A 12,965-nucleotide genomic window follows, 5' to 3' on the forward strand; every position below is an offset into this window, starting at 1 on the left:
ACCGATAGTTATGTCAAAATTATATATCGTTCCTACGCCTATTGGCAATCTTGAAGACATGACTTTTCGTGCCATTCGCATTCTTAAAGAAGCCGATTTGATTCTGGCAGAAGACACGCGAACCAGCGGAAAATTGCTGAAACATTTTGAAATTGGCACACACATGCACAGCCATCACATGCATAACGAGCACAAAACCGTAGAACATTTGATTTCAAGACTTAAAGCGGGAGAAAACATCGCTTTAATTTCGGATGCAGGAACGCCGGCTATTTCCGATCCTGGATTTTTAATCACACGCGCTTGCATCGAAAACGGAATTGAAGTTGAATGTTTGCCGGGCGCAACTGCTTTTGTTCCTGCTCTGGTAAACAGCGGATTGCCGAATGACAAATTTATTTTTGAAGGATTTTTGCCTGATAAAAAAGGAAAGCAAACCCGTTATTTAGCACTGGCCGAAGAAACGCGCACCATGATTTTATATGTTTCTCCTCATAAATTAGTAAAAACCTTAACTGAATTTATCACTTATTTTGGTGAAGACAGACCTATTTGTGTATCGAGAGAATTATCAAAACTTCACGAAGAAAATGTCCGCGGAACAGTTCGGGAAGTATTAACACATTTCGAAAAAACAGCTCCAAGAGGCGAAATTGTAGTTGTTGTTGGCGGAAAAGTAACCGTCAAAGAACCCAAAAAATCTAAATTTTCATCAGAAGAATAACTTATAAATAAAACATGACTTTAGAATCTTTTTTAGAAAAATTAAAACAAACACCAGAAGCCATTACTTTTACAGAAACCATTGCTGTAATTGAAGAAAATTACACCTTCACTCCAACCACTTTTCAAAACGGATTACAATTCAATTCAGCCGGCGAAAATTCAGGTTCGTGCAAATTATTTGCTTTTGCACAATTACAAAACTTATCGGAAACCGCAACATTAGCCTGTTTTGGAGCTTATTATTTTGATGAAGTTTTAGGCGATCCGGCAGGAACAAATCACCAAAATATTCGTAATTTCATAAAAACAGGTTGGAACGGAATTCAATTTGAAGGTGAAGCTTTAGCATTGAAATAAAAACAATTTAAAATTCTAAACTAATATGCGTTGGACTATCAAACCAAAACCTTCCAAGGACAAGGTACAACAATTGGCACAAGCCTTGAATGTGGAAGATTTTGTGGCAACCTTATTAGTACAACGCGGTATAGAAACTTTCGAAGAAGCCAAACATTTTTTTCGTCCCACTTTAAACGATTTACACGATCCGTATCTGATGAAAGATATGGAAAAAGCAGTTGAACGAATAGAAAACGCGATTGCAAATCAGGAAAATATTCTTGTTTTTGGTGATTATGATGTTGACGGAACAACAGCCGTTTCGCTGGTTTCTTCCTATCTAAAAAGTTATTATCCCAATGTTGCAACGTATATTCCGGATCGTTATGATGAAGGTTACGGCATTTCTTTCAAAGGAATTGACTTTGCCGATGACAATGAATTTTCATTAATTATTGCGTTAGATTGCGGCATAAAATCTATTGATCATGTGGCTTACGCCAAAGAACGAAATATCGACTTCATTATTTGTGACCACCACAGACCGGGGGCATTTTTACCCGAAGCTATTGCCGTTCTCGATCCAAAAAGAGACGATTGTAACTATCCTTACGATGAATTATGCGGTTGTGGAATTGGCTTTAAGTTAATTCAGGCATTAGGCAAAAACAGAAACCAAACTATTGATGATTTAATTCTGTATTTAGATTTGGTTGCTGCCGCAATTGCTGCAGATATTGTTCCGATGACGGGTGAAAATCGAGTTTTGGCTTATTTTGGATTACAAGTTATCAATGCAGAACCAAGACCCGGAATTAAAGCCTTATTTCATCAATTAAAAAAACAAACTTTAGATATCACCGATGTAGTTTTCATCATCGCACCCAGAATAAATGCCGCCGGACGTATTAAACACGGAAATCATGCGGTTGAATTATTAACCGAATTCAATTTTGAACAAGCCCAACAATTCGCTTCAGAAATTGAGGCGTATAACACCGAACGAAAGGATTTAGACAAATTAATCACTAAAGAAGCGCTGCTGCAAATTGAGAAAAACAAAGAAAAAGAGCGCTTCACCACAGTCGTTTTTCAAGAAGATTGGCACAAAGGAGTAATTGGAATTGTAGCTTCAAGATTGATAGAAACCTATTATCGTCCGACCTTAGTTTTTACCAAAAGTGGCGATAAATATGCCGCTTCGGCTCGTTCTGTAAAAGGTTTTGATGTCTACAATGCACTCGAAGCCTGCTCGGAACATTTAGAGCAATTTGGCGGACACATGTATGCAGCCGGAATGACGCTGAAAGAGGAAAACTACGATAACTTTAAAAAGGCTTTCGAAAAAGTGGTTCAAGAAACCATTCATCCCGATTTATTAATCCGGGAAATCACCGTGGATTCTGAAATAGATTTTGTAAATATTACACGTAAACTTTCTCGAATTCTAAAACAATTTGAACCTTTTGGACCTCAAAATATGACACCTGTTTTCTTAACCAAAAACGTAAAAGACACCGGTTACGGAAAACCAATGGGACAGGACGACGAGCATTTAAGACTTTTTGTAAAACAAAATAATTCCGAGGGTATTGCCGCAATTGGCTTTGGCTTAGGAAACAAACTTGATTTAACCACTCATCAAAAACAGTTTCAAACCGTATATTGCATCGATGAAAATGAGTGGAACGGAAAAATAAGTTTACAATTACGATTGAAAGATATTAAAATTGACTCCTGATTTCATGAAAAAAAATGATCCATACGCAGCCTTGCGTTATAAAGAATTCAATATATTTTTACTGTTGCGATTTGCGATGGTTTTTGCCTGGTCAATGCAATTTATCATCATTGAATGGCAAGTTTACAGTTTAACCAAAAATCCGCTTTCATTAGGAATCATAGGTTTAATGGAAGTTATTCCTGCTATTTCTATGGCTTTATTTGCGGGCCATATTGTTGATCAAAAAGAAAAAAAAGGACTGCTTTTTAAATGTATTTTAGGATTTTCAGTCATTAGTTTTGGTTTGTTTTTATTGACATGGCCACCCGTTGTAAGCGATGTTTCTACCCAAACTATTTTGTATTCCATCTATTTTCTGGTGTTTTTGGGTGGTTTGGTCAGAGCTTTTTTGGGACCTACTATTTTCTCTCTTTTAGCATTAATTGTTCCCAAAAAAGAATACGCTAATGCCGCCACATGGAGTAGTTCTGTTTGGCAAATCAGTTCCGTTTTAGGCCCTGCTGTGGCTGGTTTTTCTATCACTTGGATTGGTGTTCATTGGTCAATGTGTTTCGTTTTGGCCTGCTCCATTTTTGCCTTAATTGCTTTGTCTCAAATTGCAACCAAACCTATTTTGAATCCAAAAATTGGAGAACCGATTATGGACAGTTTGAAAGAAGGGGTAAAATTTGTTTTCAATAATAAAACCATTTTAGGAGCTTTATCACTAGATATGATTGCAGTACTTTTTGGTGGAGCTGTAGCATTATTACCCGTATTTGCACAAGATATTTTAAAAGTGGGCCCCGAAGGATTTGGTGTTTTAAGAGCTGCCCCGGCAGTTGGTTCTTTTTTAATTCTTATAGTTTCTGCTTATATTCCATTTAATAAAAATGCGGGAATGAAACTTTTATCCGCCATTTTTGCCTTCGGCATTTGCATTATTGTCTTTGGACTTTCCTCTGTTTTTTGGTTATCGGTTGCGGCTTTATTTTTAAGTGGCATATTTGACGGCATTTCTGTAGTGATTCGTCAAACTATTTTACAACTCAAAACTCCCGATCACATGCGAGGCAGAGTTTCTGCAGTAAACTCAATATTTGTAGGTTCTTCAAATGAATTGGGTGCTTTTGAAAGTGGATTAACAGCCAAGCTGATGGGAACAGTTACTGCAGTAGTTTTTGGCGGAAGCATGACCCTTTTGACGGTATTTATTACTGGAGTCGTTTCTCCTACCTTCAGAAAATTAGATTTGCAAAAGGATATAGAAGAACATCAAAAAGGATAATTAATACTTTTTAATCTCAAAAGTTTCACCATCAAAAACACCATACGTAAAATAGGTAATCCAGTCGCCCAGATTCACATACTCAGCGTTTTCGCCAATAGTTACTTTCATAGGTAAATGACGGTGTCCGAAAATAAGGTAATTATAATGTTTAGTTTCTAATTTTCTTTTGGAATAGAGAATCAGCCATTCGTTATCTTCGCCGAGGAATTTTACATCTTCATCACCGGAAATCAATTTATTTTTAACCGAGAGATATTGTGCCAAACCAACTCCAATATCAGGATGAAGCCATCTGAAAAGCCATTTTGAAAACGGATTTGTAAACACTTTTTTCATTCGTTTATAGCCCATATCACCCGGTCCTTTTCCGTCTCCGTGACCAATAAGAAAAGTTTTATCTCCAAAAGTAAATTCCTGATTATCATGAAAAACGGGAATATTTAATTCTTTTTGAAAATAATCATGCATCCATAAATCATGGTTTCCAACGAAAAAATAAATCGGAATACCACTATCACGAATTTCTGCCAGTTTACCTAAAACACGGATAAACCCTTTGGGAACAACCGTTTTATATTCGAACCAAAAATCAAATAAATCACCTAATAAAAAAATAGCTTCCGCATCTGCTTTTACTTCGTCGAGCCAAGCCACGAATTTTTGTTCTCTAGGAAAACTCAATTCAGGTGTTGGCGCACCAAAATGTTGGTCGGAAGCGAAATATATTTTTTTGTTATTGGATAATTGCATGAAGCTAAAGTATGAATTTTGGATTACAAATTATCACTTGCAAACCATTCTGCAAAAGAGGATTCTGTTTCCTGAAGTTTTAAGGAAAATAATTTAATTCCAACTGGCAATCTGCTGATAATTCTTTGCGAAAAATCAACAACCATGTTTTCACTTGTTGGCTGATAATCAACTAAAATAACGTGATGTCCACGACTTTTTAATTCATTTGCCAATTCGATATGAGGTGTAGTTTCATTAAAAACAGTAGCATGGTCAAATTGATCAACAATCTCTTCTTTTACAATTTTTTTTAAATCCGTAAAATCAATAACCATCCCAAATTTTGCATTATTTCGATCAACAATTGGAGATCCAATTACTGTTACTGATAGTTTATAACTGTGTCCGTGAACATTTTTACACTTCCCATCATAACCATAAAGGGCATGTCCTGTTTCGAAACTAAATTTTTTTGTGATTCTGATATTGCTCATCGGAGTTTAATTTTGATTGCAAATTTACAAAATAATTAACCGTTTTTATCTCTTTTTTTAGCTAGGTAATACATCCAATATGCTACTATAATTAATAGCACAAATGGTATAAATGAGCCTATAATTACTCCGGTTTGATAACTGCTGTCGGAGGCGGTTTTGAGTTTTTCTTCAATATTTACCTGTTGAATTAATGGCAAAATTCTCATTATAACTTATTTTTTAAATTGATTCAATGCCTTTTTTGTATAATCGGAAAGCACTAATTTTCCTGAAATCGCAGCACGCTCTAACAGTAAAATTTCCCAATGTGCTGTTCCTTCCCAGAACACTTTTTTCATTTCGATTAAAGCTTGCGGATTGAAGTTTACCAACTTTGAACAAAAATCAGCCAAAGCAGTATCTAATGCTTCTATGGTTTCAAAAGTATTGGCAAATAACCCTTTCTCTTTAGCCCAACTGGCAGTTTTCCATTCGTGTGCTGCCAAAGTCATTTCGGACAAAGCTGTTTTTCCTATTTTTCTGGAAACTGCAGGCTCAATTACAAACGGACCAATGCCAATAGCCAATTCAGATAATTTTATCGAAGCTTGTTCTGTTGCCAAAACATAGTCACAGGCAGCAGCAATACCAACGCCTCCGCCAATTGCTTTTCCTTGAATACGACCAACAATTAATTTAGGGCATTTTCGCATGGCATTCATCAAATTGGCAAATCCTGTAAAAAATTCGGTTCCTTCTTCTTCATTAGAAACAGCTAAAAGTTCATCAAAAGAAGCGCCGGCACAAAAAACTCCCGTTCCTTTACTTTTTATAATTAACAATGAAACTTCTGGATTAGCACTAAGATTATTGATTTCATTTGTCAAACGGTCTAATAATTCTCTGGGAAAAGAATTACTGGCCGGATGCCCAAATTCAAGGGTAGCCATTTTATTTTCGATAGCAATAGAGAGTGATCCAACTGAATTTTGTGATACCATAGCACAGATTTTGACGTAAAGTTAAAACTAATAGTGTTAGCTTCTTCTTTTTTTTGAATGGAATGGATTTGTTTTTTGGAAATTTGCTTTTTAAGCCATAATTATGCTATATTTGCTCCCGAATTGGGGATGTAGCTCAGTTGGCTAGAGTGCTTGACTGGCAGTCAAGAGGTCGTGGGTTCGAGCCCCATCTTCTCCACTATAACACTTCAAAAGTACACTAAAACCCTTAAAATCTTATGATTTTAAGGGTTTTTTATTAGAATACAATCCAAATCATTCATTCTTTTACAACACCCTAGGGGCACAATTAGGGGCACCCCGAATTTTAGTAATCATTGAGATATACAGATGTACTAGCATTAAGTTAGTCTATCAGGTAAAAGGAGAAAAAACACCAGTAGATGGAGTATCTTTTTGGAGTAATGGAAATCCGGCTATCGGAATAACACTGCGACACCATCGCTTGGATAATTTTGTATTTACTTTGTTTCATGAATTGGGACATATCTATAAGCATCTGGTAAATAATGACACCGCAGAGTTTATTGATTTAGAAATGAAAAACGAAGAAGAAGAATACAAAAACTCTGTAGAAGAAAAACAAGCGAATCATTTTGCCCAAAACGGCCTAATCAATTACGAAGATTGGAACAAATTCAAAAAGAATTTACCTCAAAACAACAACGATGCAGCAATGATGGCTTTTGCCAAACAAGTTAAAATTCATCCAAGTATCGTTAGGGGAAGAGTTTGTTTTGCCCTGAATAATTTCCGGAGCTTCACTTCAATAAGTAATGATATAAATTAATAGTATATCGATCGGGAATCAAAAAAAGATATAAAGCAATGAGCTCGAACAATATCGAGCTCATCAATAACAAAAAATCATTTTTAATATACTTTTAAGAAACACACAAAATCAAACTTTATATTTTTTTTCAATTTTCATGTAATCCCTAATTAACTTTTCAGAAATCTCTGGATTAGCCCCTTCCTGTCCAGCTACTAAAGCTCCTATTGCACAAGCATAATTTAATGCTTTTTGAGGTGATTTTCCTCTTAGTAATTTTACTATTAATGAAGCTAAAAAAGAATCCCCTGCCCCAACTGTATCAACGACTTTTATAAAATAACCACTATTATAATAAAACTTATCGTTACTGTAGAGAACGGCTCCAAATTCGCCCTTAGTAACACAAACTTGTTTAGTATTTGTATTTTCAGCTATAAATTTAATATTTTGTTCAAACGAATTATAGGTAGACCCCAATGCTCTACTTATTTCACGTAATTCTTCATCATTTAATTTAATAAAATCTGCCTTCAACATAAGTTCATTTAATACATCAATTGTGTAATATGGTGCTCTTAAGTTTACATCAAAAATTTTATAATTTGCTTTTTCCAAAAGTTTGTTCAAAGTGGTTCTAGTTACCTCATCTCTACAAGCTAAACTTCCAAAAACAAAAGCATCCGCTTCAGCAACTACTTTGTCCATCATTTCAGTTTCTATAATCTTATCCCAAGCGGATGGGTATAAAATATCATAAGAGGCATTCCCTTTTTCATTAATCATTACTTGAACAGCTCCTGTTTTATATTCTCCGGTAATTTGAATTAAATCAGTTGTTACCTCTTGATCGTTTAAAAATGACAAAATATCTTTCCCATTATCATCGTCGCCAATACGACTTATCATAGTCGTATTTACCCCTATAGAATTCATACGCAAAGACACATTCAAAGGGGCTCCCCCAATTTTTTTATGCGTCGGAAAAATATCCCACAAAACTTCTCCAAAACAAACCGCACTTAAACTATATTTTTTTTCCATTTTTAATAAATTAATAAATTAAAGGGCAGGATAAACCTGCCCTTCAAACCACAAGCAAAAAACCAAATTATTTTGTATTTAAATAATCAATCGAATTACGATATATACCTTGAATGTTAGAAGCATATACATTAGTCCTTCCGTCATTCATAGCCCATTCCATACCACCAACACCAATGGCAATTATAGTACCTGCATATACTGAATTTGACTTAAACTCAATGATACCTGGACAACATTCATCACCGACACCACTCCAAACAGCAAGTACTTTTCCTCCATAAAGGTTTTCAAATTCTGCGAACTGCCCTTTTTGATGACCTGGTCCTAATAATGGTGCTATATCCCATAGATTATTATGATCTTCTTTGTATCCTCCACTAATTATTGGAAAATAACCATTAGAATCTGTAGTAATTACTTGCGTAAAATTATAAATAGGACTGTTTCTTTGATCATTTTGGAAATTCACTCCACCATCAATGCCCCAAGTTTCACCATTAACAAATCCAATACCATTTCCTTTTATTGTTAAAAGACCACTTTTATCACGTCCAATTACTTCTGCATAACTGGTTGCCATTCCTCCTAAAAGCATTTTACCTCCTTCAACAACATATTGAATCAATATATTCTTTTTATCTAGACTTTCTTGCGGCAAAGCTGAAGTGCCTTGGGTATCGTAAAAAAAGAAAACAACATTAACTGTTTTCAAAGAATTAATAGTTAATTCTGAGAAGGGAATAAAAACAAATCTACTTCCGTAAGTATCTTTAGCCCATTGAGCAGCAGCTTTTACGTCTTCGTCAACAATATTATCTATTGATGTTGCTTCACTAACAAATGCTATTTGATTTGGCAGCACACGTGCATTAATAATATAATTTCTGGTTTTACCACCTGAAATAGCAGTTAATTCAAGAGGGTTTGTCAAATCAACAGTTGTTCCTGATGCAGGACTAATAGTCACACCTTTTGGCGTTTTAATATCTAATACAACTGAAGCTAAATTGGTTTCAGATGGCAAAACAAAATTAACAACTCCAGATAGATTATCTATCGAAGCACTTGTTTGACCTATTTTTACTGACTCAAGGATATTTAAAGTACTTGGCAGTTGATCGTCATAGTTTAGACGTTCCTCACAGGAGTATGTCATTGTTGCTATTACTAGCAACAATACATACTTTAAGTGAAACATATTTTTTATTTTATTTTTCATTTTTCATTTTTTTTATTAAAAAACTTTCTTTAAAAATTACTAATCATTATTTAAATTATATAAATGATCAAGGATATTCTTCGTGAAAACTTTTATATTATTTTGATAATCATTTGTAGTTCCGTTTGAATTCCATTCATAACCTACAATTGTATTAGAAATGGTAAAAATATGTCCTTTATAATCAGTCGGTATTTGAGAATCAAATGAAGCGTCATTAGTTAAATCCGTTCTTTTGAATTCAGCCGCACCGTAACCAAAGGAATCACCAATCCATGCCAAAGTTCCATATTTCGTGGCTGTTAAAGTTTTTTCAAATTTAACCGCTGCATCGGAACCACAACAACTTGGATTAAGGATTCCATCAAAGTGTTGCCACCATATCAATCTTACTTCTCTATTGGCACTATTCTGTAATGGTAAGGATTCATTACCTGCTCCTCCTACAAATGTTAAACCATCAAAAATAGCATCATTACGTCTGTTACCAGAATTATTTCCATCTCTCATACCCAATCCCCAAATATCATCTGAAGGTTTTCCAGTATCATAACATCCAGTTTCAGATGCACAACCAAATTCAGAGAAAACATAATTTCCTGGCGCTCTTGAAGCTCCAAAATTCGCAGGAACTCTTCCTAAAGAGAATATAAATGGACTAGGATCACCAGCGATAAGCATATCTCCTCCTCCTTTTACCCAAGATTTAAGAACATTAGCTTGAGAAGCTCCCTCTCTTAATGCTGCAGGCAACATTGTTGAAACATCTGTTGATGTTGCTGAAAAACCTTGATTTTCTTTTGGTGTTAAATAATACAACATAGCAACTTTTACATCACCAATATTTAGTGCTGAAATATCTGCAATTTTAATGTATTTAAAATCGGAACCATAAGTACTTTGCATCCAAGTTGCGGCTGCTTTTGCATCATCATCAACCAATGAATTGATATCATCTTCTAATCCCAAAAAGGCATATTTAGTAGCTGCGATTGATTCAACTTTCACATCATAAACCTTAGTAAGGTTTTCTTTGTTTTTAACGGTGTAGGTAACTGAACCACCACTAAAGTTTTGTGTAGCACCAGAAGATGGCGTTACAGTTTGCTCTTCAGGCAATGTAATAACTGGAGCAAGATTCGTTAAGTTGGTTCCTGGTGGCAAAATAACAACAATTGAATTTGCAGCATTATCAATAATACCAACTGCGCCATTAATTGCAAATGAATCAATTCTAGGTGCTTGTATTTGGGTAACCGTAACCGTATATTGTTTCGCTGTGTATCCATTGTTTGATAAAATAGTATACACTTTTGGAGATGTGAAATTTCTGGCAACACCAGAAGCAACATCTACAGTTGTTCCTTCAGCAATTACAAATGAAGGAGCTAAATTACTTAAATCACCGTCTTGACTACCAATCTCAATTTGAATGGTTCTATTAGCCTCATCAATTACACCCAATTTATCCCCAATCGAGAATGATAATATCTTAGGATCACCATAAGCTGCAATACTAACGGTGTAAGTTCTGTGAGCGCCATTGGTTGAAACAACTTCAAAAGTAACCGGACCATTACTAAAATCTATAGTAGACCCAGAAGCTGGTGTTATTGAAGCAGATTCAGGAAGTCTAATTTCTGGAGTAACACTTTTTAAATCAGTTCCCGAAGGTAAAGTCATTGTAATGGTCCCAATAGTATGATTTATATCGGCATACTTAGTTCCTACTTTAAAAGATTGAACTATAGATTCGGTATAATCGGGAACATTGTCCGAAAAATTATCATCTTTTTCACAAGAGATTACGGCAAAGACAATCATCATAAAGGCAATTGCCATTTTATAAATAGACCATTTGTTTTTAGTTGTTTTCATATTTTTTTAATATTTGGTTAGTTTTTTAATTAATATCCGGCTCTTTGTTTATATACTCCCGAACTTGCATCAATTTCAATTTGTGGTATAGGCAAATATTGTTCGTGAGCTTGTAACGTAGCGCTTTGCAAATAAGTTCGACGTGTTTTTTCAACTTGAATGTAGTTGTTCACATAGGTTTCAGCGATACCCCAACGTACAAGGTCGTAAAAACCATGTCCTTCATTGGCTAATTCTAATCTTCTTTCCATTCTAAGCGCTTTTCTTGCGGCATCTTGAGACAAACTCAAAGGATATAGATTGATCAAATAATTAGCAGCATCTTGAGAAGGATTATTAAAATCTTTCACATAAGGTGAGTTTTTTGCTCTATTTCTAATTTCATTAATCAAAGCAACACCTTCAGACACATTTGTTCCAGATTCAATTAATGCTTCTGCTTTCCACAACAATAAATCACTGTATTTGATAATAGGAAAGTCTAAATTACCTAGAGCCCAAGGGAAACCTGTAGGATTTGAAGCCAAGCCGTTTGAATTTGGAGAAATCATATTTTTCTTAGGTTCAAAATAACCATAAGTAGCAGCATCTCTACTCCAAGTAGTTTGTTGCGGTTGAGCTTTCCAGTCTTTCCATGAAATACCTGGTCGACCAATAGCGTGATCTAATCTTGGATCTACATTATCTGTAGGGGCAACATTGGCATTATTATAAGTATCAAATAGCGGAAGTCCATCGGGACCAACTTTAAATACATTCACTAAATTTTGTGAAGGTTTGTCAAAATCATCTCCATTCAAATACGGATGTTTTATATCATCTCCTGCACTATCTGGTGAACTTAATAAATTTCCAAAATTTAGATTTCCAAATTGAGAACCGTCATTGATAGAAAACTGAACTGCAAATATGTTTTCACGATTTCCATAACCCGGGATGGAATATAATTTTTCGATATCGGTTACTAATCCATAATTTCCAGAATTAATTACATAGTTTGCACTTGTAATTGCCTCAGGCCATTTTTTCTGAAAAACTTGTGCTTTACATAAGTAAGCATAAGCCACCACTTTGTTTACTCTGCCTAATTGGGTTTGTGTATCAGGCAAAAGAGCAATCGCATCGTTTAAATCACCTTCCACTTTAGACCACATCAGACTAGTGTCAAACGTGTTTGGAATTTTATTAATATCGGCAATTGGGGTATTTTCATCATACCAAACTATTGAACCAAAGTTTTTAATGGCTTCAAAATAAAAATGAGCTCTCAAAACTTTTAATTCTCCAATTCTTTCTTTCTTATTTGGAAATTGAGTTTCATCTATTGCATTAATAGCTCTTAAAGCCGTATCCACTCTTTTAATTCCAAAATAAATCGCTCTCCAAACATTGTAAGCATTTTCACTTGATGGAAATAAATCGTGTGTTTCGAGCTGATGCATTCCTCCTCCGGGATTATCACCAGTTCCACCACCACCTTTATAGGAATCACCACAACGAATATCACTTGTTGCCCAATTGGATGGAGCGTGGTCAAAAGGCCATAAGTCTCTAAAATCACCTGTATTATAACGATAATCAAGTGCGCTGTATGCCGCTATTACTAATTGTTCAGGGTCAATATTATCTGCCGATAACACATAATTCTCCTTCACATCTAAATCACTGTCATTTACACAAGAAAGCAATTGAAGGCTTATCATTAAAGTAAATGCTATTTTAAATTTTGTTTTCATAATT

At 34.9% G+C, this 12,965-nt stretch carries 13 protein-coding genes and 1 tRNA gene; 6 read left to right on the forward strand and 8 right to left on the reverse strand.

Features of this window, described 5'->3' with window-relative positions:
- The first annotated feature begins 10 nt into the window (after positions 1 to 10).
- Genes rsmI through O6P34_RS03360 form a run of 4 tightly spaced genes read left to right on the forward strand, consistent with a single transcriptional unit; the run spans position 11 to position 4,076 of the window.
- Positions 11 to 724: a 16S rRNA (cytidine(1402)-2'-O)-methyltransferase gene (gene rsmI / locus O6P34_RS03345; RefSeq protein WP_269685914.1), complete on the forward strand. Its 714-nt coding sequence runs from the start codon at positions 11 to 13 to the stop codon at positions 722 to 724.
- A gap of 14 nt (positions 725 to 738) precedes the next feature.
- Positions 739 to 1,083: a HopJ type III effector protein gene (locus tag O6P34_RS03350; protein ID WP_269685915.1), complete on the forward strand. Its 345-nt coding sequence runs from the start codon at positions 739 to 741 to the stop codon at positions 1,081 to 1,083.
- Positions 1,084 to 1,108: 25 nt separating this feature from the next.
- Positions 1,109 to 2,806: a single-stranded-DNA-specific exonuclease RecJ gene (gene recJ / locus O6P34_RS03355; RefSeq protein WP_269685916.1), complete on the forward strand. Its 1,698-nt coding sequence runs from the start codon at positions 1,109 to 1,111 to the stop codon at positions 2,804 to 2,806.
- Positions 2,807 to 2,810: 4 nt separating this feature from the next.
- Positions 2,811 to 4,076, forward strand: coding sequence for an MFS transporter (locus tag O6P34_RS03360; RefSeq protein ID WP_269685917.1), 1,266 nt, complete (start codon positions 2,811 to 2,813; stop codon positions 4,074 to 4,076).
- On the opposite strand, the gene O6P34_RS03365 is transcribed toward O6P34_RS03360, so the two are convergent.
- From O6P34_RS03365 to O6P34_RS03380, 4 genes are read right to left on the reverse strand one after another with little or no spacing between them, the layout of a single operon-like run.
- Positions 4,077 to 4,829, reverse strand: a complete 753-nt coding sequence (locus tag O6P34_RS03365) for a UDP-2,3-diacylglucosamine diphosphatase (protein WP_269685918.1) — start codon at positions 4,827 to 4,829, stop codon at positions 4,077 to 4,079.
- A gap of 23 nt (positions 4,830 to 4,852) precedes the next feature.
- Positions 4,853 to 5,305 (reverse strand): 6-pyruvoyl trahydropterin synthase family protein, encoded by a 453-nt coding sequence (locus O6P34_RS03370; protein WP_269685919.1) that lies wholly within the window; start codon positions 5,303 to 5,305, stop codon positions 4,853 to 4,855.
- 35 nt (positions 5,306 to 5,340) lie between these two features.
- On the reverse strand, positions 5,341 to 5,514 hold the full coding sequence (locus tag O6P34_RS03375) for a hypothetical protein (RefSeq protein WP_269685920.1): 174 nt from the start codon (positions 5,512 to 5,514) through the stop codon (positions 5,341 to 5,343).
- Between the two features lie 6 nt (positions 5,515 to 5,520).
- Positions 5,521 to 6,288: an enoyl-CoA hydratase/isomerase family protein gene (locus O6P34_RS03380; protein WP_269685921.1), complete on the reverse strand. Its 768-nt coding sequence runs from the start codon at positions 6,286 to 6,288 to the stop codon at positions 5,521 to 5,523.
- Between the two features lie 125 nt (positions 6,289 to 6,413).
- On the opposite strand from O6P34_RS03380, the gene O6P34_RS03385 reads away from it, so the two are divergent.
- Positions 6,414 to 6,487, forward strand: a tRNA-Ala gene (locus O6P34_RS03385).
- Positions 6,488 to 6,649: 162 nt separating this feature from the next.
- The gene (locus tag O6P34_RS03390) at positions 6,650 to 7,099 is read left to right on the forward strand and encodes an ImmA/IrrE family metallo-endopeptidase (RefSeq protein WP_269686722.1); all 450 of its coding nucleotides are present in this window, start codon (positions 6,650 to 6,652) and stop codon (positions 7,097 to 7,099) included.
- Positions 7,100 to 7,210: 111 nt separating this feature from the next.
- Here the strand turns inward: O6P34_RS03390 and O6P34_RS03395 are convergent, their stop codons facing one another.
- The 4 genes from O6P34_RS03395 to O6P34_RS03410 all read right to left on the reverse strand — a co-directional run bounded on the left by O6P34_RS03395 (position 7,211) and on the right by O6P34_RS03410 (position 12,961).
- Complete coding sequence (locus tag O6P34_RS03395) at positions 7,211 to 8,125, reverse strand: carbohydrate kinase family protein (protein WP_269685922.1); 915 nt, start codon at positions 8,123 to 8,125, stop codon at positions 7,211 to 7,213.
- A 67-nt stretch (positions 8,126 to 8,192) separates the two neighbouring features.
- A complete protein-coding gene (locus O6P34_RS03400; protein ID WP_269685923.1) occupies positions 8,193 to 9,284 on the reverse strand; it encodes a DUF4960 domain-containing protein in 1,092 nt (363 codons plus the stop codon).
- A 102-nt stretch (positions 9,285 to 9,386) separates the two neighbouring features.
- Entirely contained in the window at positions 9,387 to 11,225 is a 1,839-nt protein-coding gene (locus tag O6P34_RS03405) for an SGBP N-terminal domain-containing protein (protein WP_269685924.1), read from the reverse strand.
- 29 nt (positions 11,226 to 11,254) lie between these two features.
- Complete coding sequence (locus O6P34_RS03410; RefSeq protein ID WP_269685925.1) at positions 11,255 to 12,961, reverse strand: RagB/SusD family nutrient uptake outer membrane protein; 1,707 nt, start codon at positions 12,959 to 12,961, stop codon at positions 11,255 to 11,257.
- Between the last annotated feature and the right edge of the window lie 4 nt (positions 12,962 to 12,965).

Origin of the sequence: Flavobacterium lacustre (genome assembly GCF_027474525.2) — a bacterium.
Taxonomy (GTDB): Bacteria; Bacteroidota; Bacteroidia; order Flavobacteriales; family Flavobacteriaceae; genus Flavobacterium; species Flavobacterium lacustre.

What these genes read in the sequence shown, in the direction of transcription:
- rsmI (WP_269685914.1), top strand. Translation starts at nt 11, where the DNA reads ATGTCAAAATTATATATCGTTCCTACGCCTATTGGCAATCTTGAAGAC.
- O6P34_RS03350 (WP_269685915.1), top strand. Translation starts at nt 739, where the DNA reads ATGACTTTAGAATCTTTTTTAGAAAAATTAAAACAAACACCAGAAGCC.
- recJ (WP_269685916.1), top strand. Translation starts at nt 1,109, where the DNA reads ATGCGTTGGACTATCAAACCAAAACCTTCCAAGGACAAGGTACAACAA.
- O6P34_RS03360 (WP_269685917.1), top strand. Translation starts at nt 2,811, where the DNA reads ATGAAAAAAAATGATCCATACGCAGCCTTGCGTTATAAAGAATTCAAT.
- O6P34_RS03365 (WP_269685918.1), bottom strand. Translation starts at nt 4,829, where the DNA reads ATGCAATTATCCAATAACAAAAAAATATATTTCGCTTCCGACCAACAT.
- O6P34_RS03370 (WP_269685919.1), bottom strand. Translation starts at nt 5,305, where the DNA reads ATGAGCAATATCAGAATCACAAAAAAATTTAGTTTCGAAACAGGACAT.
- O6P34_RS03375 (WP_269685920.1), bottom strand. Translation starts at nt 5,514, where the DNA reads ATGAGAATTTTGCCATTAATTCAACAGGTAAATATTGAAGAAAAACTC.
- O6P34_RS03380 (WP_269685921.1), bottom strand. Translation starts at nt 6,288, where the DNA reads ATGGTATCACAAAATTCAGTTGGATCACTCTCTATTGCTATCGAAAAT.
- O6P34_RS03395 (WP_269685922.1), bottom strand. Translation starts at nt 8,125, where the DNA reads ATGGAAAAAAAATATAGTTTAAGTGCGGTTTGTTTTGGAGAAGTTTTG.
- O6P34_RS03400 (WP_269685923.1), bottom strand. Translation starts at nt 9,284, where the DNA reads ATGACATACTCCTGTGAGGAACGTCTAAACTATGACGATCAACTGCCA.
- O6P34_RS03405 (WP_269685924.1), bottom strand. Translation starts at nt 11,225, where the DNA reads ATGAAAACAACTAAAAACAAATGGTCTATTTATAAAATGGCAATTGCC.
- O6P34_RS03410 (WP_269685925.1), bottom strand. Translation starts at nt 12,961, where the DNA reads ATGAAAACAAAATTTAAAATAGCATTTACTTTAATGATAAGCCTTCAA.